Origin of the sequence: Glutamicibacter nicotianae (assembly GCF_006539525.1) — a bacterium.
GTDB classification, from domain to species: Bacteria; Actinomycetota; Actinomycetes; order Actinomycetales; family Micrococcaceae; genus Glutamicibacter; species Glutamicibacter nicotianae.
Window position 1 is genome coordinate 34,639 of record NZ_BJNE01000003.1, and the last position, 23,340, is coordinate 57,978.

General features: G+C 61.8%; 21 protein-coding genes. 16 read left to right on the forward strand and 5 right to left on the reverse strand.

The window, feature by feature from the left end:
* Nucleotides 1-2: 2 nt before the first annotated feature.
* From paaI to ANI01nite_RS04890, 3 genes are all read right to left on the reverse strand, one after another.
* Nucleotides 3-449, reverse strand: coding sequence for a hydroxyphenylacetyl-CoA thioesterase PaaI (gene paaI, locus ANI01nite_RS04880; protein WP_038992287.1), 447 nt, complete (start codon nucleotides 447-449; stop codon nucleotides 3-5).
* A 116-nt stretch (nucleotides 450-565) separates the two neighbouring features.
* The gene (locus ANI01nite_RS04885) at nucleotides 566-1,579 is read right to left on the reverse strand and encodes a GNAT family N-acetyltransferase (RefSeq protein ID WP_141356485.1); all 1,014 of its coding nucleotides are present in this window, start codon (nucleotides 1,577-1,579) and stop codon (nucleotides 566-568) included.
* A 20-nt stretch (nucleotides 1,580-1,599) separates the two neighbouring features.
* Nucleotides 1,600-3,753, reverse strand: a complete 2,154-nt coding sequence (locus ANI01nite_RS04890; RefSeq protein ID WP_141356487.1) for a S9 family peptidase — start codon at nucleotides 3,751-3,753, stop codon at nucleotides 1,600-1,602.
* 274 nt (nucleotides 3,754-4,027) lie between these two features.
* Between ANI01nite_RS04890 and ANI01nite_RS04895 the strand changes: the two genes are divergently transcribed.
* The 9 genes from ANI01nite_RS04895 to ANI01nite_RS04935 all read left to right on the forward strand — a co-directional run bounded on the left by ANI01nite_RS04895 (nucleotide 4,028) and on the right by ANI01nite_RS04935 (nucleotide 11,594).
* Entirely contained in the window at nucleotides 4,028-5,422 is a 1,395-nt protein-coding gene (locus ANI01nite_RS04895; protein ID WP_255314410.1) for an amino acid ABC transporter substrate-binding protein/permease, read from the forward strand.
* A complete protein-coding gene (locus tag ANI01nite_RS04900; protein ID WP_141356491.1) occupies nucleotides 5,419-6,174 on the forward strand; it encodes an amino acid ABC transporter ATP-binding protein in 756 nt (251 codons plus the stop codon). The genes ANI01nite_RS04895 and ANI01nite_RS04900 overlap by 4 nt, the downstream gene beginning before the upstream one ends.
* A 198-nt stretch (nucleotides 6,175-6,372) precedes the next feature.
* The gene (locus ANI01nite_RS04905) at nucleotides 6,373-6,822 is read left to right on the forward strand and encodes a DoxX family protein (RefSeq protein WP_141356493.1); all 450 of its coding nucleotides are present in this window, start codon (nucleotides 6,373-6,375) and stop codon (nucleotides 6,820-6,822) included.
* 141 nt (nucleotides 6,823-6,963) lie between these two features.
* Complete coding sequence (gene paaA, locus ANI01nite_RS04910; RefSeq protein ID WP_038992281.1) at nucleotides 6,964-7,950, forward strand: 1,2-phenylacetyl-CoA epoxidase subunit PaaA; 987 nt, start codon at nucleotides 6,964-6,966, stop codon at nucleotides 7,948-7,950.
* Nucleotide 7,951: 1 nt separating this feature from the next.
* On the forward strand, nucleotides 7,952-8,242 hold the full coding sequence (gene paaB, locus ANI01nite_RS04915) for a 1,2-phenylacetyl-CoA epoxidase subunit PaaB (RefSeq protein WP_038992280.1): 291 nt from the start codon (nucleotides 7,952-7,954) through the stop codon (nucleotides 8,240-8,242).
* A complete protein-coding gene (gene paaC / locus ANI01nite_RS04920; RefSeq protein ID WP_141356495.1) occupies nucleotides 8,239-9,099 on the forward strand; it encodes a 1,2-phenylacetyl-CoA epoxidase subunit PaaC in 861 nt (286 codons plus the stop codon). The genes paaB and paaC overlap by 4 nt, the downstream gene beginning before the upstream one ends.
* Before the next feature lie 36 nt (nucleotides 9,100-9,135).
* The gene (paaD, locus tag ANI01nite_RS04925; RefSeq protein ID WP_038992277.1) at nucleotides 9,136-9,633 is read left to right on the forward strand and encodes a 1,2-phenylacetyl-CoA epoxidase subunit PaaD; all 498 of its coding nucleotides are present in this window, start codon (nucleotides 9,136-9,138) and stop codon (nucleotides 9,631-9,633) included.
* Nucleotides 9,630-10,790, forward strand: a complete 1,161-nt coding sequence (gene paaE, locus ANI01nite_RS04930) for a 1,2-phenylacetyl-CoA epoxidase subunit PaaE (protein WP_141356498.1) — start codon at nucleotides 9,630-9,632, stop codon at nucleotides 10,788-10,790. Before paaD ends, paaE begins: the two co-directional genes overlap by 4 nt.
* An 18-nt stretch (nucleotides 10,791-10,808) precedes the next feature.
* Nucleotides 10,809-11,594: an enoyl-CoA hydratase/isomerase family protein gene (locus ANI01nite_RS04935; RefSeq protein ID WP_066140888.1), complete on the forward strand. Its 786-nt coding sequence runs from the start codon at nucleotides 10,809-10,811 to the stop codon at nucleotides 11,592-11,594.
* Nucleotides 11,595-11,663: 69 nt separating this feature from the next.
* Here the strand turns inward: ANI01nite_RS04935 and ANI01nite_RS04940 are convergent, their stop codons facing one another.
* The gene (locus ANI01nite_RS04940; RefSeq protein WP_038992273.1) at nucleotides 11,664-12,116 is read right to left on the reverse strand and encodes an Lrp/AsnC family transcriptional regulator; all 453 of its coding nucleotides are present in this window, start codon (nucleotides 12,114-12,116) and stop codon (nucleotides 11,664-11,666) included.
* A gap of 225 nt (nucleotides 12,117-12,341) precedes the next feature.
* Between ANI01nite_RS04940 and pdhA the strand changes: the two genes are divergently transcribed.
* The 4 genes from pdhA (at nucleotide 12,342) to ANI01nite_RS04960 (ending at nucleotide 17,282) form a co-directional block, all read left to right on the forward strand.
* Nucleotides 12,342-13,505 (forward strand): pyruvate dehydrogenase (acetyl-transferring) E1 component subunit alpha, encoded by a 1,164-nt coding sequence (pdhA, locus tag ANI01nite_RS04945; protein WP_141356500.1) that lies wholly within the window; start codon nucleotides 12,342-12,344, stop codon nucleotides 13,503-13,505.
* Nucleotide 13,506: 1 nt separating this feature from the next.
* Nucleotides 13,507-14,589 (forward strand): alpha-ketoacid dehydrogenase subunit beta, encoded by a 1,083-nt coding sequence (locus ANI01nite_RS04950; RefSeq protein WP_141356502.1) that lies wholly within the window; start codon nucleotides 13,507-13,509, stop codon nucleotides 14,587-14,589.
* Nucleotides 14,590-16,011, forward strand: a complete 1,422-nt coding sequence (locus tag ANI01nite_RS04955) for a dihydrolipoamide acetyltransferase family protein (protein ID WP_141356504.1) — start codon at nucleotides 14,590-14,592, stop codon at nucleotides 16,009-16,011.
* Nucleotides 16,012-16,253: 242 nt separating this feature from the next.
* Complete coding sequence (locus tag ANI01nite_RS04960; RefSeq protein ID WP_141356506.1) at nucleotides 16,254-17,282, forward strand: hypothetical protein; 1,029 nt, start codon at nucleotides 16,254-16,256, stop codon at nucleotides 17,280-17,282.
* 37 nt (nucleotides 17,283-17,319) lie between these two features.
* On the opposite strand, the gene ANI01nite_RS04965 is transcribed toward ANI01nite_RS04960, so the two are convergent.
* The gene (locus tag ANI01nite_RS04965; RefSeq protein WP_141356508.1) at nucleotides 17,320-18,183 is read right to left on the reverse strand and encodes a phosphatase PAP2 family protein; all 864 of its coding nucleotides are present in this window, start codon (nucleotides 18,181-18,183) and stop codon (nucleotides 17,320-17,322) included.
* A gap of 80 nt (nucleotides 18,184-18,263) precedes the next feature.
* Between ANI01nite_RS04965 and ANI01nite_RS04970 the strand changes: the two genes are divergently transcribed.
* The 3 genes from ANI01nite_RS04970 to menD all read left to right on the forward strand — a co-directional run bounded on the left by ANI01nite_RS04970 (nucleotide 18,264) and on the right by menD (nucleotide 23,325).
* The gene (locus ANI01nite_RS04970) at nucleotides 18,264-19,259 is read left to right on the forward strand and encodes an o-succinylbenzoate synthase (RefSeq protein ID WP_141356510.1); all 996 of its coding nucleotides are present in this window, start codon (nucleotides 18,264-18,266) and stop codon (nucleotides 19,257-19,259) included.
* Between the two features lie 125 nt (nucleotides 19,260-19,384).
* Entirely contained in the window at nucleotides 19,385-21,478 is a 2,094-nt protein-coding gene (locus ANI01nite_RS04975; RefSeq protein WP_141356512.1) for a PhoX family protein, read from the forward strand.
* Nucleotides 21,479-21,633: 155 nt separating this feature from the next.
* Nucleotides 21,634-23,325, forward strand: coding sequence for a 2-succinyl-5-enolpyruvyl-6-hydroxy-3-cyclohexene-1-carboxylic-acid synthase (gene menD / locus ANI01nite_RS04980; RefSeq protein ID WP_255314431.1), 1,692 nt, complete (start codon nucleotides 21,634-21,636; stop codon nucleotides 23,323-23,325).
* The last annotated feature ends 15 nt before the right edge of the window (nucleotides 23,326-23,340 follow it).

The following is a 23,340-nucleotide window of genomic DNA, read 5'->3' on the forward strand; positions in this document are numbered from 1 at the left end:
GCTTAGCGGTTCTTTGGTTTCGGGACGGTGCGCGAACGTCCGCGGAACTCTGCGACGGTTTCGATTGAGCCGTCGCCCGCTGGCTGGGTCACCTTGATGTCGTAGATCCCGCTGCGGCCTTGCTGCGAGACACGGTTGCCGGTGGCAGTCAGCACTCGTCCGGGAATGGCTGGCTTGAGGAAGTTGACGTCGGCACCGGACGCGACAGTGATGGTCTCATCCGAGCCTGCCTGCGGATTGCAGCTCAGTGCGAACGCAGTGTCGGCCAGAGCGAAGATCATCCCGCCGTGGCCAATGCCGAAACCGTTGAGCATTTCCTGCCGGAGCGTCATGGTGATGACAGCGTGGCCGTCGGAGACCTCAACTACTTCGATTCCCATCCACTGCGTGGCGTAGTCATTGTGAAGAATGGCGTGCGGGACCGAATTCTCTACCTGTGTTTCGCTCATCATCTTCCTTCGCCGAATTATTTACCGAACGATCATTAGGTAATAACATTATGTGAGCTAAGTCAAGTTAGGCGAGCGTTTTGGCGGTACTGTTTCAGCGAGGGCAAACAGGAGAACTAGCGGGTGAAAATTCGCTGGTGCACGTCGAGGATGAACGGCTCCTTGATCCGGTTGTAGTCCATGACCAGTCCATTTTCGCCATCGCTCGCAGCCAGCGCACGGGCAGCGTTCCGCTTGACCGAGGCATATGCCAGGCGGTCAGTTTCGTTGTGTTTCAGATGCTCGCGGAAAATCAGGTGCCGCAGGTACTCGGGGCTTCCCGCGCTGAAGACATGGATATTGGCTTCGGGAAGCAATGAACCGGCAACCGGCTTGAGCATGCGGTGGCCGTACCACCCGGGTTCGCGGTGCCAGAGAATGATGCCGGTGGAATCCAGCGCTGGGACGTAGAACGCTTCCTGGTTCGCATCGGGGACCAGCAAGATGATGTCGATGATCGGCTTGGATGGAAGGCCTGGAACGGACGTGGAACCGGTGTGCTCAATGGCCAGCGCGGTGGAACCCAGTGCATCGGCGATCTGATCGCGCAGGCGGTGGAAGTCCTTGGCCCACTGTTCGGCCGGTTCGGCAATCGCGATCAGTCCGCGCATCAGTTCGCCGCCGACAGCCTCGTATCCCGGATCTTCTTCCGGCTGGCTGGTCAGCAGCGGGTAGCAGGGCAAGGTGCACAGGTACCGCTGGGCCTCCGGCCAGCGCGGGTCGGCAGCCGACGGCGAGACGAGGCAACCGAGCGCACGGTAGAAGCCCACCGCATCATCATCGGTGGTGGCCCAGACGTTCTTCTGGTGGGTGTCGCGCAGTCCAGCCAGCAGGGCGGAGCCCAGGCCCTGTCCTTGCAGTGCTGGATCGACGGCAAGATATTCGACGCAGATCGCGTAGCTATCGCTGTGCCGGTAGGCGGCCAGTGCCGTGACGTCGCCTGAGGCAGTCGTGCTGGCAAGGACCTCGAGTCCTTCGCATTCATCGAGCAGCGTTTCAAGCGCCTGCTCGCTGGCAGGTTCGGCGGCCAGCACCAGCAAGCGGCGTACCGCAGGGTCGTTGCGGTGGTCGCTGATCTTGATGTGGTGCATGGCCGCCGTTCCTCCGGTTGTCAGATTTCTTCAGTGCATCCCAGCGCATCCAAGGCGAAGGAATAGTCCCACGCACGGGACTTCCAGGACTCGTAGCGCCCCGACGCGCCGCCGTGCCCGCCATCCATCTCGGTCTTCAGCACAATCGGTTCCTGCCCGGTGCCGATTTCACGCAGCTTGGCCACCCATTTGGCTGGCTCTACGTACAGTACACGGGTGTCGTTCAGCGAGGTGACCGCAGCGATCTTCGGGTAGTCCTGTGCCGTGACATTTTCGTAAGGGCTGTAGGACTTCATGTAGTCGTAGACCTCCTTGCTCTCGATCGGGTTGCCCCATTCTTCCCATTCCAAGGCCGACAGCGGCAGCTCTGGATCAAGGATGGAGGTCAACGCATCGACGAAAGGCACCTGTGCGATGATCGCCGTGTACAGTTGCGGGGCCATATTCGCGATGGCTCCCATCAGCAGTCCGCCGGCCGAACCGCCCAGAGCGGCGATGCGCTGCGGATCGGCCCAGCCGGAATCGAGCAGGTACTTGGTGGAATCAATGAAGTCGGTGAAGGTGTTCTTCTTGTGCAGCTTCTTGCCCTGCAGGTACCAGTTGCGGCCGAGCTCTCCGCCGCCGCGCACGTGGGCGATGACAAAGACCACGCCGCGATCCAGCACGCTCAAGCGGGGGATGCCGAAACCAGGATCCATGGAAGCCTCGTAGGAGCCGTAGCCGTAGATCAGCACCGGCTGGGGAACCGAGGTATCCAGGTCGGCCCGGCGCATGATGGTCAAGGGAATCCTGGTGCCATCGGCCGCGGTGGCCCACTCGCGCGTGGACAGGTACTTGGCCGGGTCGAAGTTGTTCACCGGAGTCTGCTTGCGCAGCACCAGCGACTGGTCTTCCAGCCACAGGTCGTAGACGCGTGCGGGGGTGAAGTCAGCGGTATAGCCGATGCGGATCAACGGCGCCTCCAATTCGGCGAAGGTCGCCGAGGCGGTGAACAGCTCATCCTCGAAGTCCGGTTCAATAGCCGGCTGCTGGGCTTCGGTGCCCAAGCCGTCCAAGGCAAGCAGCTGGACGCGCTCGCAGGTGTCGCGGCGAACCGAGAGCACCACGTGCGAACCGGTAATTGCCGTGCCTTCGATCTTGACGGTGTCCTCATGGGCCACCACGGTGCTCCACTGGGCGGGGTCGGTGTTCTCTCCCAGCTGGTTCACGGAAGCCAGCGACACCATATTGTTCGGTGCTTCATGGTCGTGGGTGATTAACGCCTGGCCAGCGCCCGGCATCAGATCGATTCCGTGCAGCAGGCGCAAGCTGCGCGGCACCAGGAGGGCTACTGCCGCCGAAGGATCGAGCAGGTCCAGCATGCTGGTTTCGGCGAATTCGGAGTTGCCGCTGGAGATCATCAGCGTCTTGCGGTCCGGGCTCAGATCGAAGCCGAGCCACATGCCTGGATCAGTCTCTTCGAAAATGATCTTGTCGTCCGCTGGGAGGGTGCCCAGCCGGTGGGTGCGGATCTGGTGCGGCCGCCAAGTCTCGTCAACTACCGTATAGAAGATCGTTGAAGAATCCGGCGAGAAGGCCAGCCCGTAGAACACCCCTTCAATGGTGTCTTCCAGCAGCTTGCCGGTTTCCAGGTCCTTGATGAACAGGGTGAACCGTTCATCGCCGGCATTGTCGACGCAGTAGGCGAGCAGGTTGCCGTCCTCATTCAGGGCCATGCCGCCGAGCGAGAAGAACGGCTGCCCTTCGGCCAATGCGTTGCCGTCGAGCAGCACCTCTTCGGCAGGCAGCGCGGTTTCCGGGTCGATGACCGGGGGCGTCCAGTCGGCCACCAGGTCCCCGGTGTCCGAGGCTTTGACACGGCACTGGATCGTGTAGGGCTTGCCTTCGGCCGAACGGGTGAAGTACCACCAGCCGCGGCGGCGCACCGGAACCGACAGGTCGGTTTCAACGGTGCGGCCCTTGATCTCGCTGAACAAGGCATCGCGCAACGGCTGCTGGCCAGCGGTAATGGTGTCGGTGTACTCGTTCTCCGCAGTCAGGTGGGCGATGACCTCCGGGTTGGATTTCTCGCGCAGCCATTCGTAGTTGTCGATGAAGTCGTCGCCGTGGAAGCTGCGGGTGGTGGGCAGCTTCGCGGCACGAGGAACATTTGCGGTCAATGATTCAGGAGTCATACCACTATTCAATCCCACCGCCGATGCTTGCGGGGGTAGCTATGCTCAGCGCGGACAGAACCGCGGTTTCAAACCGGTAACGATGCAAGTGCAGGCGAGTCGTGGGGTACCGGCTAGGCTTTATTCGTCCTAGGCTTGCAGGCAGAACGTATCATCTGCACCTTGGGCCATTCGCCCTTCAGCACGAGAAAGCGATTCATCAGTGGAAAAGAAAAGAACAGCTGCCCCCGCCGGGCGCCTAGCCAGGTGGATAGCCGCGGCTGCCATCGGTTTGATGGCATTGGTCGTGGGCGCACCGTCGGCTCTGGCCCAAGGCAGTGAAAGCGTCGAGGGCCAAACCTATGTCATCGGCACGGATACGACGTTCGCGCCGTTCGAGTTCCGCCAGAACGGCGAGCTGACCGGTATCGACATGGATTTGCTGCGCGCCATTGCCGAAGACCAGGGATTTGAAGTCGAAATCAGGTCCTTGGGCTTCAACGCCGCCTTGGCAGCCCTCTCCTCCAACCAGGTGGACGGCGTGATCGCCGGCATGTCGATTACCGACGAGCGCAAGGAGATCTACGACTTCTCCGAGCCCTACTTCGAGTCCGGCGTCCAGATGGCTGTCGCTGCGAACAATGACGAGATCACCAGCTATGAGGACTTGAAGGGCAAGACCGTTGTCGCCAAGACCGGCGCCGAGGGCGAGACCTACGCCAAGTCCATTGCCGAGGAATACGGCTTCCAGGTCAAGTCCCTGGATCAGTCGGCCACCATGTACGAATCGGTCAAGGCCGGCTCCGCCGTTGCCGTTTTCGATGACTACCCGGTGCTGGCCTACGGCATCGCCCAGGGCAATGGCCTGAAGACCGTCACCGACAAGGTTCCTGGCGGTTCCTACGGCTTCGCTGTGAACAAGGGCGAGAACACCGCGCTGCTGGCGGCCTTCAATGACGGGCTGGCCGAGCTGAAGGCCAGCGGAGAGTACCAGCAGATCCTGGACTCCTACCTTGCCGATCCGACCGCGGCGCAACCGAGCAACTTCTTCGATCTGCTGGTCAAGTCCATGCCGGCGCTGATGACCGGTTTGTGGCACACCCTGCTGGTGACAGCGATTTCCTTCGCCATCGCGATGGCGTTGGGCCTGATCTTCGGATTCATGAAGATCTCCGGGAACATCGTGCTGCGCGGCATCGCCACGACCTTCGTGAACATCTTCCGCGGCACCCCGCTGCTGCTCTGGGCATTCATGTTCTACTTCGGCCTTCCGCAGCTGACCGGCTGGGAGATCAGCGTCTGGACTGCTGGTGTGCTGACGCTGTCCCTGAACGCCGGCGCCTATGTCGCCGAAATTGTTCGCGGCGGCATCCAGTCGGTGGATCCAGGCCAGCTCGAAGCGTCCCGTTCGCTGGGCCTGGGCTACGGGAAGTCGATGCAGAAGGTCGTGATCCCGCAGGCCTTCAAGATGATGACCCCGTCGCTGATCAACCAGCTGATCATCAGCCTGAAGGACTCCTCGCTGCTGCTGGCTATCGGCTTCACAGAGCTGCTCTACCAGGGCCAGCAGATCTACGCGGCGAACTTCCGTGTCACTGAAACCCTGCTGATCGTCGGCATCATCTACTTCATCGCCATCATGGCGCTGACCAAGTTGGCAAATTATGCCGATCGGAGGTTCAACAAGTGAGCACCTCAACCGTGCAAAGCGACAACGTGAAGATCCAGGTCAAGGACCTGCACAAGTCCTTCGGGTCCAACAATGTGCTCAAGGGCATCGACATGGACGTGCGCGAAGGCGAAGTGGTGTGCGTGATCGGACCGTCGGGGTCCGGCAAGTCCACCTTGCTGCGTTGCCTGAACAAGCTCGAGGACATCACCTCAGGCAAGGTCGTCGTGGACGGCTTCGATGTCACCGATCCGAAGGTGGATATCAACGAGGTGCGCCGCCATGTGGGCATGGTGTTCCAGCACTTCAACCTGTTCCCTCATATGAGCGTCGAAGAGAACATCATGCTGGCGCCGGTCGAGCTCAAGAAGATGGGCAAGGCCGAAGCGCGGGAGCGTGCCCTGGAGCTCTTGGAACGCGTTGGCCTGCGCGAGAAGGCCAACGCCCGTCCGGCCTCGCTTTCCGGCGGCCAGAAGCAGCGTGTGGCGATCGCCCGCGCGCTGGCTATGGCTCCGGGCATCATGCTCTTCGACGAGGCGACCAGCGCTCTCGATCCCGAGATGGTCGGCGAAGTGCTGCAGGTCATCAAGGAGCTCGCCGATACAGGAATGACCATGGTCCTGGTGACGCACGAGATGGGCTTCGCACGTGAAGTAGCCGACCGGGTGGTCTTCATGGCTGACGGAGTTGTCTGCGAGCAGGGCGAGCCTGAACAGTTGTTCGGCAATCCGCAGCAGGCGCGCACTCAGGACTTCTTGTCCAAGGTCCTCTAGGCAGCAGCCGCACAGCCGGCCGGAAACCGTGCTGTCCGCAACTAGTTGAATCTGGTTGCGGGCAGCACGGTTTTTTCGTGACAAAGCTTACGCGGCAAATCCCTTCATATTATTGAAGTTTCAACTAATTTTCCAATAGGGTTGGGGCAGTAAATGAATGGGACTTGTCCCTGCATCTCAATCCTTAGGAGTTCACTAATGTCCGCTCTGGAAAATAGCGCAGGCCTGCAGACCGCTGCCCGCACCCTGCTTCGCTTTGCTTTCGGTTTCCTCTTTCTGGCCCACGGCTGGCAGAAGTACTTCCAGTTCACCATCGAGGGGACTACCGCTGCCTTTGGGCAGATGGGTGTTCCTGCCGCCAACCTGCTTGCCCCGCTGGCTGCAACCTTGGAGATCGCTGGTGGTCCCGCGATTATCCTTGGCCTGCTGACTCGCGTGTTCGCAGGCCTGTTGGGGGTGCAGATGATCGTCGCGCTGTTCATGGTTCACGCTGCAGGTGGAGTCTTCGTGGAAAATGGCGGTTTCGAGCTCGTCTTGGCACTGGCTGCCGGCGCACTGGCACTGCTTCTGGTGGGCCCTGGCCGGATCTCGCTTGATGCGCTGATCTTCAAGGGCAAGAAGGCGGACAAGGTGCTCGTCAAGGCCTAAGCCCCAGCTTTCGCAAACCCCGGGAAATCTTTCCCGGGGTTTTGTTGCGCCTGGAGGCGGGTTCATGTTGACGTGATCGAGCGCACTCTGACATACTGAACGAACGGTCAGTATGTAATTTGTTTTCGATGAGGTGAACCCATGGCCCCGACCACACCGCAGGAGCCGGGACTGAGTGCCGTCCCGAGCTACGAAGAAGAGCAGTCCCAAGCGCGTTTCGACGCCTTGATCGATCAGGACTCCCGCGTCGAGCCACGCGACTGGATGCCTGAGAAGTACCGCAAGACCCTCAGCCGCCAGATCTCGCAGCACGCGCACTCCGAAATCATCGGCATGCAGCCTGAAGCGAACTGGATTACCCGCGCTCCATCGCTGAAGCGCAAGTCCATTCTGATGGCCAAGGTGCAGGACGAAGCCGGTCACGGCCTCTACCTCTATTCGGCCGCCGAGACCTTGGGCACCACCCGCGACGAGTACAACGAGCAGCTGCTCTCCGGCAAGGCCAAGTACTCCTCGATCTTCAACTACCCCGCACGCACATGGGCGGACATGGGTGCTATCGGCTGGCTGGTCGATGGGGCGGCCATCGCCAACCAGGTTCCGCTGTGCCGTGCTTCCTACGGCCCCTACGGCCGTGCCATGGTCCGCGTGTGCAAGGAAGAATCCTTCCACCAGCGCCAGGGCTTCGAGATCCTGCTCTCGCTCTCGCGCGGCACCGAAGCGCAGAAGAAGATGGCCCAGGATGCCATCAACCGCTTCTACGAGCCAGCCCTGATGATGTTCGGCCCGCCAGATGAGCAGTCGCCGAACTCCCAGCAGTCCATGGCTTGGAAGATCAAGCGCTTCTCCAACGACGAACTGCGCCAGCGTTTCGTCGGCATGATCGCCGAACAGGTCAAGGTTCTCGGCCTGACCCTGCCGGACCCGGAGCTGCACTTCGATGAAGAAAAGAAGCAGTGGATCCACAAGGATCTGAACTGGGACGAATTCATGGCAGTGATCAAGGGCAACGGCCCAGTGAACGCGCAGCGCATGGAACGCCGACGCGAAGCGCACCGCGAGGGCGCCTGGGTCCGTGAAGCCGCCGCAGCATACGCAGCAAAACAAGCACAAAGTGAGGTTGCCTAGCATGAGCCAACAGAGCAATTGGCCCCTGTGGGAAGTATTTGTCCGTTCATCTCGTGGACTCTCGCACGTCCACGCCGGATCCCTGCATGCACCGGATGCCCAGATGGCCGTGCGCAACGCCCGCGATCTGTACACCCGTCGCAACGAAGGCGTGTCTCTGTGGGTTGTGAAGTCCACCGACATCATCAGCTCCGACCCTGATGAGAAGGACGCCTTCTTCGAATCCCCGCAGGGCAAGGACTACCGCCACGCGACCTATTACAAGGCCAGCGAGGGAGTGAAGCACCTGTGAAGCACGAAGAACTCGACGAAGCCCTCGACAGCTTCGGTGATGCGCTGGCTTCGGCCACCCGTGTCACCCCGGGCAACGCCTTGCGCCCGGAAGACATCGCTGTGGACGGCGTCAAGCCGAGCGAAGAAGTCGCGCAGTACGCACTGACCCTGGGCGATGATGCCCTGATCCTGGCGCAGCGCATGTCGCACTGGATTTCCCGCGCTCCCGAGCTGGAAGAAGATGTTGCCCTGGGCAACATTGCACTGGACGTCCTGGGCCACGCCCGCTCCTTCCTTACCTACGCCGGGCTGGCGTGGGACAAGACCGAGGACGATCTGGCCTACTGGCGCGAGGAAGAGGAATTCACCTCGCTGTGGATCGTCGAGCAGCCCAACGGCCACTTCGGCGTCACCATCATCCGCCAGCTGATCGTCTCGATCTTCCAGAACCTGCTGTACAAGCAGCTGACCGAATCCAAGGATGAAACCCTGGCTGCCATCTCGGCCAAAGCAGTCAAGGAAGCCGACTACCATCGCGACCACGCCATCCAGTGGACCATCCGCCTGGGCCAGGGCACCGAGGAATCGGCCGCCAAGATGCGCCACGCCCTGGAAATCCTGTGGCCGTACGTCGATGAGATGTTCCGCGATGAAGAAGTTCACCAGAACCTTGAGGGCATCGCCGTGCTGCCTTCCACCCTGCGCTCCGCGTGGGAGGAAGAAATCACCGCGGTACTGGACGCAGCCGGCTTGGAGATCCCTTCCACCGGTCAGGCCATGGCCTACGGCCGCCGTGGCGAGCACTCCGAACACCTGGGCTACCTGTTGGCGGAGATGCAAGTTCTCGCCCGCAAGCACCCCGGTGCCAGCTGGTAATTACGCAACTTTTGCCCGAATAAGGGGGAAGCAGTCTTGAGCAAAACGATCGCTGACGCCAAGGATCTGTTCGCTATCGCGTCCAAAGTGACCGACCCGGAAATCCCGGTGCTGTCCATTGCAGACCTGGGAATCCTTCGTGAAGTGAATATGGCCGAGGACGGAACCGTGCAGGTGGTCATCACCCCAACCTATTCAGGTTGCCCGGCGATGGACGCCATCAATGAAGACCTGTACGCCGTTTTCGGCGATGCCGGATATGAAAAGGTTGACGTCAAGCTGGTGCTGACCCCAGCGTGGTCAACCGATTGGATGACCGAGGAGGGGAAGAGCAAGCTCGAAGAGTACGGGATCGCTCCACCCACCGGCAAGGGCCATGCAGGCCGCGTCACCCTCGGCATGAGCGTGAAGTGCCCGCGGTGCCACTCGCTGAACACGCGTGAGCTGGCCCGGTTCGCCTCGACTTCCTGCAAGGCGCTCTACACCTGCAAAGACTGCTTGGAACCCTTCGACTACTTCAAGGTGCTCTCATGACCGAACAAACCACACCCACCCGACGCCGGGCGTCCTTCCATCGGCTCACTGTCTCGAACGTGCGCCGGCTGACCAAGGACTCAATCGAAGTCACTTTCGCCATTCCCGCGGAACTGAGCGAGGAATACGACTACGTTGCAGGCCAGTACGTGGCGCTGCGCAAGGAAATTCCCAACGCCGAGGGCGAACTCGTCGAGCTGCGCCGCTCCTACTCCATTTGCGCCGCTCCAACCGGGGATGAGATCAAGGTAGCGATCAAGCGCGACCTCGGAGGCCTGTTCTCCACCTGGGCCAACGAATCCCTGGCTGCGGGCGACCAGATCGATGTGATGAGCCCCGCTGGTGCTTTCATTTCCAAGCACAAGCTCACGGAGATCAACGATCCATCGACCATCGACACCAAAGCCCAGGACCGCTTCGTGGCCGTGGCCGCCGGCTCCGGCATCACACCGGTGCTGGCCATCGCCCGCACGATCCTGGAAGCCAATGACCACACGCGCTTCGACCTGATCTACGCGAACAAGGCAGCCATGGACGTCATGTTCCTTGAGGAATTGGCTGACCTGAAGGACCGCTATCCATCGCGTCTGGCGCTGCACCACGTGCTCAGCCGCGAACAGCGCATCTCGCCGCTGCTCTCCGGCCGCATCGACGCAGAGAAGCTCACCACGTTGCTGACCAGCGTGGTCCAGGCGCCGAACGTGGACGAATGGTTCCTCTGTGGCCCCTTCGAGCTCGTCCAGCTGGTCCGCGACCAGCTAACCAGCCTGGATGTTCCCGCGGAAAAGGTCCGCTTCGAGCTGTTCACCACCGGTGAGCCGACCAAGCCGCAAGGGCATATCGGCCGCCCGGTCGAGGTGGACGAGAACGAGGAAAGCTATGAGATCAGCTTCAACCTCGATGGCCTTAAGGGCGAAGTCAAGTCACCGGTGCGCGCCAACGAAACCGTGCTGAACGCCGCACTGCGCGTCCGCCCGGACGTTCCGTTCGCCTGCGCCGGCGGCGTGTGCGGCACCTGCCGTGCCAAGGTCACCTGCGGCACGGTCACCATGGCCGAGAACTACGCGCTGGAACCCGAGGAAGTCGAGGCTGGCTACGTGCTGACCTGCCAGTCGCACCCGACCAGCGAGAAGCTGAGCGTCGACTTCGACGCCTAGAAAGGCCAGGACGAATCCATGATCGAACTGACGATTGCCGATTCAATCGCACGCGTGGTGCTCAACGCGCCGCAGAAGATGAATTCCCTGGACGAGGTGGCACTGGCCGAATTATCCGAGGCCTATGACAAGGCCGCGGCGGCCGTGGACACCGGAGAGGTCCGCGCCCTGGTGCTTTCCGGCGAAGGCCGCGGTTTCTGCGCCGGACGCGATATCTCAGGAGTCAACCCGGCAGATGACGACGTCATCGGCTACCTCGACGGTAAGGTGCAGCCGCTGCTGGAGAAGATGTCCAGCTTCCCGGCTCCCACCTTCGCCCTCGTGCAGGGCGCTTGCCTGGGTGTCGGCCTCGGCCTGGCTGTGGCCACCGACGTGGTGTACGTTGCGGAGAACGCCAAGATCGGCTCGCCGTTCGCCAACTTGGGCGCGACCTTGGACTCCGGGGGACACTGGCTGTTCACCGAGCGGCTCGGGGCTCACCGCACCTTGGACATGATCTACACCGCCGAGCTGATTTCCGGTGCCGAAGCTGTGCGTTCGGGCCTGTTCTCCCGCGCCTTCCCGGCGGAGGAATTGGCCGAGCGCGGCGAGGAGATCGTCGCCAAGGTGGCCCAGGGGGCCACCCAGGCCTTCGTCGCGTCCAAGCAGCTGGTTGCGGAAATCCGCGACCAGCGGGTAGGCCTGTGGAACTCGATGCGCACCGAAAACCGGGCGCAGGCAGCCTTGTGCGACACCGCTGATTACGCCGAAGGATTCAAGTCTTTCCAGGAGAAGCGCAAGCCGGTGTTCACTGGCAAGAAGTAGTTTCCCAGCAAACACGAGAAGAGCACCTGGTGGCATCCAGGTGCTCTTCTCGTGCGTTAAACGAGCCGGCTATCGGGTGTCGGTGTCTTCGAAAATCAGCAGGGTCTGCGTATCCAGAACCGTTGGCAATGACTGCAATTGCTCAAAGACCACACGGCGCAGGTCCAGATTGTCTTTGGCGCGCACCAGCAGGATCACGTCGAAATTGCCGCCGACCAAGCCCACATGGTGCACCTCGGGAATCGATGCCAGATGGTCACGCAACTCGCGCCAGGAATGCTGGCGGAGTTTCAATGTCACGTAGGCGCTGGCCTTGAGTCCCGCCTTGACCGGATCAATCACCGCCGTATACCGGGTAATCACCCCGGAATCCTGGAGCTTTGCGATACGCGAGTAGGCGTGGGCCCGCGATACGTGCACCTTTTGCGCCACGGTGGTGACCGACTGGCGTCCGTCGCTGGTCAGCTCCGCGAGGATCGCATGATCGACATCATCGAGTTTTAGCTCCGCTTCCGCGGCCATTGATTCTCCTTGTTGACGTGCCGGACGTCTCTATTCCAAACACAATCTATTGACACTTTTCGTCTACGAGTATACGGATACTATTCGCAACTTTCCACGATTCCCCGCCGGACTGGATACAGAATGCCACTCATACCCATAATTGATTGCAAATGATGTTTAGGTGAAGTGAGTCACAAGCTGTTGTGCTCATGGACCAGCCAGAACTACGAAAGGTGGGAGAACATGAGCACTGAAGCGCATGCGGATCGCATCTCTGAGGTCAGCAAGAAATTCGGGATTACGCCTGAAGACTACATGCTGCCAGCACGCCACATGATCAACCTGTTGAACCCGGACGGAACCCTGCGCCCAGAGGATCAGCAAGGCACTGAGCCGGGCCACGAGTACCCGCTGCCGAGCCCGGCCCGGCTGCTCGAAGCCTACGCTGCCCTGGTCACCGGCCGACGCGTCAACGACCAGAACTCCGCGCTGGTCCGCCAGGGCCGCATGGCGGTCTATCCCTCCAGCCATGGACAGGAAGCCTGCCAGATCGCGGCAGCATTGTGCCTGGGCGAGAACGACTGGCTCTTCCCGACCTACCGCGACACCGTAGCGGTGCTGACCAAAGGCGTTGCACCGATGGAAGTCATGACCAGTTTCCGCGGCGAATGGCACTGCGGTTATGACCCGAAGGCCTATAACTGCGCACCGATGTCCACTCCGCTCACCACCCAGCTGCTGCACGCAGTGGGTGTTGCACACGCTGCCAAGCTGCGCGGCGAAGACACCGTTGTCGTGGCGATGTGCGGCGATGGCGCCACGAGCGAGGGCGACTTCCACGAAGCGCTGAATTTCGCAGCGGTCTTCAACCTGCCGGTGATCTTCTTCGTGCAGAACAACAAGTACGCCATCTCGGTTCCGCTCTCGCAGCAGAGCGCAGCACCATCCTTGGCTCACAAGGCTGTCGGCTACGGCATGGCCGGCGAGCGTGTGGATGGCAACGACCTGATGGCCTTGATGGCCATCATGACCCGCGCGGTGCGCATGGCCCGCCAGGGCAACGGCCCGCTGCTGATCGAGGCCCACACCTACCGCATGCAGGCGCACACCAATGCCGATGACGACAAGCGCTACCGCGAGGACTCCGAAGTCCAGGAATGGATCGCCAAGGATCCGGTGACCCGGATGAAGGCATACCTGGATGATGCAGGTCTGTTGACCGATGAGACCGTCACCAAGATCACTGCGGATGCCGAAGCCGTTGCCAAGACCCTGCGCGATGGCATGAACCAGGAAGCCAACACCGATCCACGCGAGCTGTTCGAGCATGTGTACTCGGCCAAGAGCCCGCAGCTTGCGGAACAGCAAGCCATTCTTGTCGACGAACTAGACCGTGAGGAAGCCTAGGATGACTGCCACTACTTCGCGCGTGAACCCGAACGTCAGCGCTGCCACCGCACGAGCCGCAGCAAAGGCTGCCAACGAGAACCAGCCGGTGACCTTCGGCAAGGCGCTGAATACCGCCTTGGCCGATGCGCTGGTTGCCGATGACTCGGTAGTGATCTTCGGAGAGGATGTGGGAACCCTCGGCGGTGTCTTCCGCATCACCGATGGCCTGACCGCACGCTTCGGCTCCGAGCGCTGCTTCGACACTCCGCTGGCCGAATCCGGCATCGTCGGCATGGCCGTCGGCATGGCCATCAACGGCATGCGACCGGTCATCGAGATGCAGTTCGATGCGTTCGCCTACCCGGCCTTCGAGCAGATCGCTTCGCATGTTGCCAAGATGCGCAACCGCACCCAGGGCAAGCTGAATCTGCCCATGGTGATCCGCATTCCTTACGCCGGCGGCGTCGGCGGCGTGGAGCACCACTGCGATTCCTCGGAAGCCTACTACGCGCACACCCCGGGCCTGAAGGTCTTCACCCCCTCGTGCGTCGAGGACGCCTACCTGATGCTGCGCGAAGCCATCGATTCGGATGATCCGGTGGTCTTCTTCGAGCCGAAGAAGCTGTACTGGTCCAAGGAGCAGGTTGACCTTGGGCAACTGGCCGAACAGTACGAGTCAAAGAAGAGCGCCACGACCGAGGGGCAGGCACGCATCGCCCGCCCGGGCAGCGATGCCACGCTCATCACCTATGGTCCAAACGTTTCCACCGCAATGGAAGCCGCCAAGCTGGCAGCCGAGGAAGGCATCAGCCTGGAAGTAGTGGACATCCGCAGCATTGTGCCATTCGATGACGAGACCGTCTGCGCATCGGTCCGCAAGACCGGTCGGGCCATCGTGGTCGCCGAAGCCCAGGGCTTCGCCTCGGTAGCCAGCGAAATCGTAGCCCGGGTGCAGGAACGCTGCTTCCACTCGTTGGCGGCTCCGGTGCTCCGCGTGACCGGATTCGATATTCCTTATCCGGCACCAACGCTGGAGAAGTTCCATCTGCCAAGCGCCGAACGAATTCTCGACGCAGTTGACCAGCTTCAGTGGGAGGCGTAAATGAGTATCAAGACTTTCCTCTTGCCAGACCTTGGCGAAGGGCTGACCGAAGCCGAGCTGGTGCGTTGGATGGTTGCCGCCGGTGACGTCGTTGCGGTCGACCAGCCCATTGCAGAGGTGGAAACCGCGAAGTCGCTGGTGGAAATCCCTTGCCCATTCGAAGGTGTCGTCTCCACCTTGCATGGGGATGCCGGCCAGATGATGCTGGTGGACCAGCCTTTCATTTCGGTGAACACCGGCGGTGAAGACGCTGCGGCCCCTGCCGGCGAAGAAGCCGAACGTGCCCAGTCCTACCGCGAGGAAGAGCGCGCCGGCACCCAGGTTCCTGCCGAGGATGATGCAGAATCCGATGAAGGCAGCGGAAATGTGCTCATTGGCTACGGCACCTCCTCTGCCCAGCGCAAGACCAGCCGCCGGCGCAAGCCGCGCTCAGGGGTCGCGTCGGCCGCGGTCCAGGCACCAGCTGAAGCGGTGCGCGTGATCAACCCGCTGGTACGCAAGCTGGCTCGTGACAACGCATTGGACATCACCACGGTTCAGGGCACCGGTCCAGAAGGGCTGATTCTGCGCGCAGACGTGGAAGCCGCCTTGTCAGCCGTTGCGGTGCAGCCTGAACCGGCAACACCTGCAGCGCCGATGCCAACTCCCGCAGCCTCAGCTTCGGCCTCGGTTGCGGTGCCGGTGGCCCAAACTGGGGAAGCTGATGCGAAGACCGGCCTGCCTGTAGCTTCCTCACAGGTGCTTTCGGGCGTGCGCAAGACCATCGCCAACGCGATGAGCACGTCGCGCCGGGAGATCCCGGAAGCGACCGTGTGGGTGGATGTCGACGTCACCAAGCTGCTGAAGCTGCGTTCGAAGATCAAGGAGGCAGACGGCCAGGCCCCGAGCGTCATGGCGCTGGTCGCCCGCTTCGCTGTGGCCGGATTGCAGCGTTTCCCGGAACTGAACAGCCGCATCGACGTTGAGGCTGATGGTGGATTGCGCCATACCCTCTTCGAGGGCGTGAACCTTGGCTTCGCCGCCCAGACCGACCGCGGCCTGGTTGTGCCCAATGTGCGCGATGCCCACAAGCTGAATGCCAAGGAACTGTCGGCCGAGTTCGCTCGGCTGGCTTCGGTGGCGCGCGAGGGCAAAGCGGGCGTTGCCGACCTGTCCGGCAGCACCTTCACCATCAACAACTATGGCGTGTTCAATGTTGACGGCTCCGCAGCCATCATCAACTACCCGGAAGCTGCCATCCTGGGGCTTGGGCGCATCGTCGAGAAGCCGTGGGTGGTCAATGGCAAGATCAAGGTCCGCTCCATCTGCGAGATGACACTGAGCTTCGACCACCGGGTTTGCGATGGCGGAACTGCGGCCGGCTTCATGCGCTATGTCGCTGACGCGATGACAGATCCAAAGGCCGCGCTGGCGTCGCTCTAGCGTCCACAGTGCCCAGTTCTCGCTCTTGCGAGTGACCATGGTGCCCGTCGAACCTCGCGAGGAACGGCGGGCATCATTCTTTTTGCTGGCATACTGTCAATGCTCGACGATTTATTCCCATGTCAAATACTAGTTGATAGAGTTAGATCGATAATCATTTCTGTGCTGGAAATAAGTTGTGCCCGTCTGCTTGCTTGGAAAGTGGGCCAACCGGCACAAAGCAGCGAGAGCAGGGGATTGGGATGGCAATCGCAGGGACCGGAATCAGGAATCGGCCGCTGACCTGCCTGCTGCTTCTTCTCCCAGCAGCTCTTTCGGGTGCCACCTATGCGCTGCTTGCTGGCGACCTGCCGGAAATGACCGCCACGCACTGGAGCTCTACCTACCCGGACGGGTTCACCCGAACCGCCGTCTTTGTCCCGGTCTGCATCGGGCTGACCATCGTTGGTGCCATCACCGGGATGTTCTCCTTGAAGCTGCGCAACAAACCGGCTTTGCTCCTGATGCTGCTCTTCGCCGGTGGCCTGCTCGCGTGGAGTGCAGCTGGCGTTTTCGTCAGCTCGGCGGTATCGACAGCGCTCGCCGAAACACCTGAAACGGCAGTGCTGGGCGGCATGATGGTTTTGCTTATTGCCTGCGCGTTGCTGGGCATAGCGCCGCTGTGGGCCAGCGGCATCTACCAGCAGTACACACGGCAATTCAACGAGGACCGCCAGCAACGAATCGATGCAGCCCAAAGCGTACAGCGGACTGACGCGGCGGAGGCATTCGCCGAGCCACAGCCAGATTCCAGGCAAGCGGAATTCAAGCAAACTATGGCCGCACCATGGTGGATGTGGATGCTATGCCTCGTGCTGTTCGCAACACTGATCGTTGCTGTAGTGCTGCCCTTTCTGGCCGGTGGAAGCCACGACGGCAGCTTGGCGAGCGTCATCCTTCCCGTGGCCCTGTCAGCCGCAGTCTGCGTGCTGATGCTAGGCGTGATCTGGATCCGCGTATCCATCATCGGCGATCGTTTCCGGGTATCTTCCGCGCTCTTGGGGATCCCAATGCGAACTATCAAGATCACTGACATTGAATCTGTGACCAGTGAAAAGATCAATCCCATGATGTGGGGAGGCTGGGGCTGGCGGATCATTCCAGGCGGTTCGGCCATCGTGATGAGAGAACACGAAGGCCTCGTTTTCGACCTCAAGAACAAGAAGCGATTCGCCGTGACCATTCCGGACTCAAGGCAGGCTGCGAACGTTCTCAATGCCCGCATGGGCTAGGCGGAACAGCAGCCTGCTTGATTCCTGTGCCGGTGCCCTATTTCTTCAAGGTGCGCATGGGGCCGATAACCACCGAGCGCAGCACTAAGCCGGATACCAGCGACGCGGCCACGACATGGATAATCCCCAAGGCAGCGTAGGCGAATTGCAGGAACTCCGGAATTTTCTGGATGTGCGGGTGCGGCAGGACGAAGGACAATCCGATGACAGCAGCCCAGAGAACCAAGCTGCCCGCCCCGACATTCCTCGACCAGGATCCCTTGGGAACTTCGTGGCTCAGCGGCTGGATGCGCTGGAGCACTGCCGAAGCCAGAACCAGCCAGAATCCTGCCACCACGAAACCAGCGGCAATGTCGCTTGGGCGGTGCCAGCCGCAGATCAGGGTGGCCACGCCGGTCACCGTGGCGAATAACCAGGCGATCGGTTGCACCACTGGACGCAGCTTCGGTGGCGACACCAGATACATCAGCCCCATGGCGGCAGCGGCGGCGGTGGTATGCCCGGACGGAAAGGAATTTCCTGTGGTGCCGAAATTGAAATCCGGGCGAACCAATAACTCGTGTTTCAGCAGCTGCGTGGTGCCTGCCGCGGCTGCGGCCGCGAGGATCGCTACGATGGCGCGAAGGAAATGGCGGTCGCGAATCACCCGATACAGCAGGAATACTGCAGCAATCGCGCCACAAATTGCTGGCAAGAGATCCAGGAATTCGCGGACCGGATTGAGCAAGTCGGTCCGGGGCCACCATTGCGACCACGCGATGAATCCTGCCTGATCCGCCCATTGCCCACTGCGTTGCTGAACGAAAAATATGTACTCAAGACAGAAAAGCGCAACCAGCAGCAGCAAGGCCCACCACCACCTGATATGGTGCGGGCGCGTGGAGGCTGAATGGCGTGGCATATCTCTAGGGTGTCATATCCGGCAGGCGGAACGGCACCGTTCAGGCATGTAACCATGCCCACGCTCGCTAGGCTTGGACCATGAGCTTTGAACTACCGCCCCTTGAAGAATTGCTGGCGCATTCCCATGTTGTCCGCCTTCCGATGCGCGTGAAATTCCGCGGTGTCACCCAGCGCGAGGCCCTGCTGATCGAAGGGCCGGAAGGCTGGGGCGAATTCTCTGCCTTCACCGAGTACGGAGCTGCGGAAGCCGCACGATGGCTGGCCGCCGGAATCGAGGCCGCCTACCAGCCGTTCCCCGAACCGCTGCGCACCAGCATCCCGGTCAACGCCACCCTGCCAGCGGTTGCGGCGAAGGATGTAGGGGCGGTTCTTGAACGCTACGACGCGCCGCACACCATCAAGATCAAGGTGGCAGAACAGGGCCAAGGCCTCGACGAAGACCTGGCCCGCGTGGCTGAAACCCGGCGGCTCTACCCGCAGGCAGCGCTGCGCGTGGACGCCAATATGGGGTGGGATATCACCCAGGCGGTTTCCGCACTGAAAGCACTGAGCGAGTACGACCTGCAATACGCAGAGCAACCGGTGCCTGGCATTACCGGGCTGGCGGAAGTCCGCGAGCAACTGCGCAACGCCGGAAACCCGTTGAAGATCGCCGCAGATGAAGCGGTACGCAAGCACACCGACCCCCTGGAAGTCTCGCGGTTAGGCGCGGCGGATCTGATGGTCATCAAGGCCCAGCCGCTGGGCGGCATCAGCGCTGTGCTGGACATTGCCAAGCACGCGGAACTGGATGTCGTCGTCTCCAGCGCACTGGATACCTCGGTAGGCCTGGCCCAAGCGGCGGCATTGGCCAGCGCACTGCCAGCATTGCCCTATGCCTGCGGCCTGTCTACCGGCACTTTATTCTCCGAAGACGTTTGTGCCGAGCCGTTGCTGGCTACCGCCGGATATTTGCCGGTGCGCCGCATTGAGCCGGATCACCAGAAACTGGAGAGCCTGCGTCCAGAAGAGGCGCGCGTAGGCTGGTGGCGGCAGCGGCTGGAATCCTGCTATGCGGAACTGGCTAGGGAATAGCACTACTCAGGAATCTGTTTCCCTGCCGTTCACCTTTGCGTTGCATTTAGAACACTTCCAAGTGAAAACCTCAGTTCGAGTCATTCCCCTGACGATGAGCCACATACTGAGGAAGTGAGCGGATCATGAATCCAACCCGTACCCTTTTGCCAATGCTGGGCCACACCCGCGGCGGCCGTTCTGCAGCTACTTGCCACTTCAAGTGCGCTGACGCCTGCACCAAGCCGGATTGCAACACTTCGTCCAATGGCTACTTCAAGGACATCGCCGACAAGTCGATGTCCCGCCGCAGCATGCTGGGCCTGGGCGCCGTCGGCGCCTCGGCACTGGTCATCGGCCCGCAGCTCTTCGGCGCTGCTGACGCGACCGCGGCGCCACTGGTGCCAATGAAGCCAGGCAAGGGCGGGCACCTTTCGTTCGACGCCATTGAGCCGGTGTCGCGTTCGGTAGATACCGTTTCAGTTCCTGACGGCTATGACTGGAACGCCATCATCCGCTGGGGCGATCCGCTCTTCAAGAACACCCCGGCATTCGACGCCTCCAAGCAGTCGGCCCGCAAGCAGGCAGAGCAGTTCGGCTACAACTGCGACTACCTGGACATCATCGTCGACAAGTACTCGGGCCGTACCGGCGTACTGGTGGCCAACCACGAATACACCAATGAAGACATGATGTTCGACGCTGCCTGGTTCCAAGCGAACAAGGACGAAGCCCGCAAGATCGCGATGAACGCCCATGGCTTCTCGGTCGTCGAGGTCAAGCGCAAGAAGAACGACAAGAAGTGGAGCTACGTGCAGGGTGGCGAGCGCAACCGCCGCATCACCGCCAGCACCGAATTCCTGGTCGACGGCCCAGCGGCAGGCAGCGACCTGCTCAAGACCGCTGCTGACCCAACCGGAACCAAGGTCCTTGGCACCCTGAACAACTGCGCCGGCGGCACCACCCCGTGGGGCACCGTGCTCTCCGGCGAAGAGAACTTCGACCAGTACTTCCGCGGCAAGGGCACCGCTCAGGAAGCCCGCTACGGCATCGGCACCGGCGCGACCGACCGCGGCTGGGAAGACATCGACCCGCGCTTCGGCCTGCACAACGACGGCTACGAGAACGAGGCCAACCGCTTCGGCTGGGTCGTCGAAATCGATCCGCAGGATCCAACCTCCACCCCGGTCAAGCACACCAACCTGGGCCGCTTCAAGCACGAAGGCGCCAACGTGCGCATCGCCAAGAACGGCAAGGTCGTTGCCTACTCCGGCGACGACTCGCGCTTCGAATACCTGTACAAGTTCGTCTCGAAGAACACCTATTCCAAGCACGATCGCAAGCACAACATGGGCTTGCTCTCCGAAGGCGACCTGTACGTTGCGAAGTTCGAAGGCAACTCGCCAGCAAGCGAAATCGACGGCAGCGGCACTGTGCCGTCCGATGGCGCCTTCGACGGCATGGGTACCTGGCTGCCGCTGGTGAAGAACGGCGAATCCAAAGTCGATGGCATGAGCATCGACGAGGTTCTGGTCTACAGCCGACTAGCAGCTGACAAGGTCGGGGCCACCAAGCTGGACCGCCCGGAAGATGTCGAGCCGAGCCCGGTCTCCGGCAAGGTCTACGTGGCGCTGACCAACAACACCGACCGCGGCAAGGACGGCAAGGAAGGCGCCACCGAAGTCAGCCCGCGCGTCCGCAACCGCGACGGCCACGTACTGGAAATCACCGAGGCCGGAAACGACGCCACCGCGGCGAAGTTCACCTGGAACATCCTGCTGGTAGCCGGCGACCCCAATGTGAACGGATCGACCTACTTCTCCGGCTACCCAGCCGACAAGGTCTCGCCAATCTCCTGCCCGGATAACCTGGCCTTCGACTCCAAGGGCAACCTGTGGATCTCCACCGACGGCGCACCCGGCACCATCGGCTACTCCGATGCACTGCACAAGGTCACCCTGACCGGCAAGGACCGCGGCCGCGTCGAGCAGTTCCTGGCCGTGCCAACCGGCGCAGAGACCTGCGGCCCGCTGATCCATGACAAGGACAACTCGGTCTTCGTTGCCGTGCAGCACCCGGGCGAAGGCGGCAGCTTCGCCAGCCCTACCTCGCTGTTCCCGGATTTCGTGAAGAACGCGGCAGATGCAGGCAAGGGCCAGTTCTACGGTCCACGCCCATCGGTAGTCCAGGTCTTCAAGGAAGACTCGAAGCCGGGCAAGGGCAAAGGCCGCAACAAGTAGACGCAGCCAGCCCGAGCCCCCAGGGCGCCGGCAGGATCCATCAGAGGATCCTGCCGGCGCCCTGGCGCACTCCAAATCGGTTCTCCGGCAGCCCAAGGCATAGACTTGGATAATTGCCTTCAGCTATGGAATCTAAGGAGTCATGCCGCGTGGGAATGCAGCAACCTGACGAGCAACGCGCCATCACCACCGCTCGCCACGTACTCTCCGCAGTGATCCGCGCGGGAATCAGGGATCTGGTGATTTCTCCCGGTTCACGCAGCGCCCCATTGGCCTACGCCGCGGCCGAGGCGGAGGCTGCCGGGATCCTGGATATCCACGTGCGCATCGATGAACGCTCTGCCGCCTTCATGGCCCTGGGCCTGGCCCAAGGCACCGGGCGGCCGGCAGCAGTGGCCGCCACCAGTGGCTCTGCCGTCGGGCAGATGCTGCCGGCGGTGATGGAAGCCAACCATACCGCGACACCGCTGCTGGTTCTTTCTGCTGATCGCCCCGATGAATTGCACGGCACCGGGGCAAGCCAGAGCACCCGCCAGAAAAACCTCTTTGGCGAGCACGTGCGCCTGGCGGCCAATGTTCCTGCCGGTGCTGACCCGCAGCATGAACTCGCACAGGCCTTGGCTGCCTTGGCCGGCAACGAGCAGGATCCGGCCGGCCCGGTCCAATTGAACCTGCAGTTCCGGGATCCGCTGACTCCAGCACCCCAGGAGCGCATCGAGGAACAACGCTGGACTGCGATTGAACCCGGGCAATGGCCGGCACCGCGCCAGCCGGATATGTCGACCCTGCCCGTCCAGCAGCTCAAGCCACGCCGGAGCGTGGTCGTCGCCGGGCATGGGTCTGGCGAGGAGGCGCAGCAATTCGCCCAGGACCTGGGGTTGCCATTGTTCGCCGAGCCATCGTCCAACGCACGTTTCTCGGCCAATGCCATAGGCCACTACCGCCCGCTGATCACCGTGGGCCTTGAGCGCATTGAACGCGTGGTGCTCTTCGGCCGCCCGACCCTGAGCCGCCCGGTGGGCAAGCTGCTAGCCGACCCGGCAATCGAATCGGTGATCTGGCAGCCGGTGCCGGTGGCATGGTATGAGCAGGGCCGGCGACGCGAGACCCCGGTCAGCTCGTGGAACGAACTGCAGGAATTCGCCGGCTCTGGTGCACCGGGCTGGCTCGAAGCGTGGCAGCAGCTCGATACCCAAGCCTTGTCGGTGCGCCAGGATCTGGGCCGGGAGTCGGCGGCCAATGGGACAGATGTCGCCGAGGCCATCTGGGAGCACGCACCGGAAGTGCTCCTGCTCGGCTCTTCGAACATCGTCCGCGATTTCGACTTGGCGGCCCGCCCGGCACCAGCACGAACCATGACCGTGCACGCCAATCGCGGCCTGGCCGGAATCGATGGAACCATCGCCACCGCCCTGGGCCTGGCCCAGGGCAGCAAGCGTCCGACACTGGCGGTGATGGGGGACATCACCTTCGCCCATGACGCCAGCTCGCTGTCCTGGACTCCGGGTGAAGAACAGCCCGTGGTGGACATCGTGGTCTACAACGATGGGGGAGGAGCAATCTTCTCCACCTTGGAGCACGGTGAAGTAGATGGTTCGGGCCGCTACGCCAATGCGGTGGAACGGCTCTTTGCCACCCCGCAGCGGCTGAGCCTGCCTGCGCTCGCCGAAGCCTATGGGTGGCAGTACGCCAAAGCAGAAACCAAGGAAGAGCTTGGCGCCGTTCTGGCCGCACGGCGCACGGCAAACCTGCGGCTGATTGAAGTGCCGGCCTCGCGCAGCAACCTGCGCGCCGAGACGCTTGAGCTGAACCAGGCCATCGGGCAGCTGTCCTGGCCAACCCCCTGAAGGCCGCTGCGAGGC

Excerpts from the sequence above, each read along its gene's own strand:
- paaI (WP_038992287.1), bottom strand. The coding sequence starts at position 449 with ATGAGCGAAACACAGGTAGAGAATTCGGTCCCGCACGCCATTCTTCAC.
- ANI01nite_RS04885 (WP_141356485.1), bottom strand. The coding sequence starts at position 1,579 with ATGCACCACATCAAGATCAGCGACCACCGCAACGACCCTGCGGTACGC.
- ANI01nite_RS04890 (WP_141356487.1), bottom strand. The coding sequence starts at position 3,753 with ATGACTCCTGAATCATTGACCGCAAATGTTCCTCGTGCCGCGAAGCTG.
- ANI01nite_RS04895 (WP_255314410.1), top strand. The coding sequence starts at position 4,028 with ATGGCATTGGTCGTGGGCGCACCGTCGGCTCTGGCCCAAGGCAGTGAA.
- ANI01nite_RS04905 (WP_141356493.1), top strand. The coding sequence starts at position 6,373 with ATGTCCGCTCTGGAAAATAGCGCAGGCCTGCAGACCGCTGCCCGCACC.
- paaA (WP_038992281.1), top strand. The coding sequence starts at position 6,964 with ATGGCCCCGACCACACCGCAGGAGCCGGGACTGAGTGCCGTCCCGAGC.
- paaB (WP_038992280.1), top strand. The coding sequence starts at position 7,952 with ATGAGCCAACAGAGCAATTGGCCCCTGTGGGAAGTATTTGTCCGTTCA.
- paaE (WP_141356498.1), top strand. The coding sequence starts at position 9,630 with ATGACCGAACAAACCACACCCACCCGACGCCGGGCGTCCTTCCATCGG.
- ANI01nite_RS04935 (WP_066140888.1), top strand. The coding sequence starts at position 10,809 with ATGATCGAACTGACGATTGCCGATTCAATCGCACGCGTGGTGCTCAAC.
- ANI01nite_RS04940 (WP_038992273.1), bottom strand. The coding sequence starts at position 12,116 with ATGGCCGCGGAAGCGGAGCTAAAACTCGATGATGTCGATCATGCGATC.
- pdhA (WP_141356500.1), top strand. The coding sequence starts at position 12,342 with ATGAGCACTGAAGCGCATGCGGATCGCATCTCTGAGGTCAGCAAGAAA.
- ANI01nite_RS04950 (WP_141356502.1), top strand. The coding sequence starts at position 13,507 with ATGACTGCCACTACTTCGCGCGTGAACCCGAACGTCAGCGCTGCCACC.
- ANI01nite_RS04955 (WP_141356504.1), top strand. The coding sequence starts at position 14,590 with ATGAGTATCAAGACTTTCCTCTTGCCAGACCTTGGCGAAGGGCTGACC.
- ANI01nite_RS04960 (WP_141356506.1), top strand. The coding sequence starts at position 16,254 with ATGGCAATCGCAGGGACCGGAATCAGGAATCGGCCGCTGACCTGCCTG.
- ANI01nite_RS04965 (WP_141356508.1), bottom strand. The coding sequence starts at position 18,183 with ATGCCACGCCATTCAGCCTCCACGCGCCCGCACCATATCAGGTGGTGG.
- ANI01nite_RS04970 (WP_141356510.1), top strand. The coding sequence starts at position 18,264 with ATGAGCTTTGAACTACCGCCCCTTGAAGAATTGCTGGCGCATTCCCAT.
- ANI01nite_RS04975 (WP_141356512.1), top strand. The coding sequence starts at position 19,385 with ATGAATCCAACCCGTACCCTTTTGCCAATGCTGGGCCACACCCGCGGC.
- menD (WP_255314431.1), top strand. The coding sequence starts at position 21,634 with ATGCAGCAACCTGACGAGCAACGCGCCATCACCACCGCTCGCCACGTA.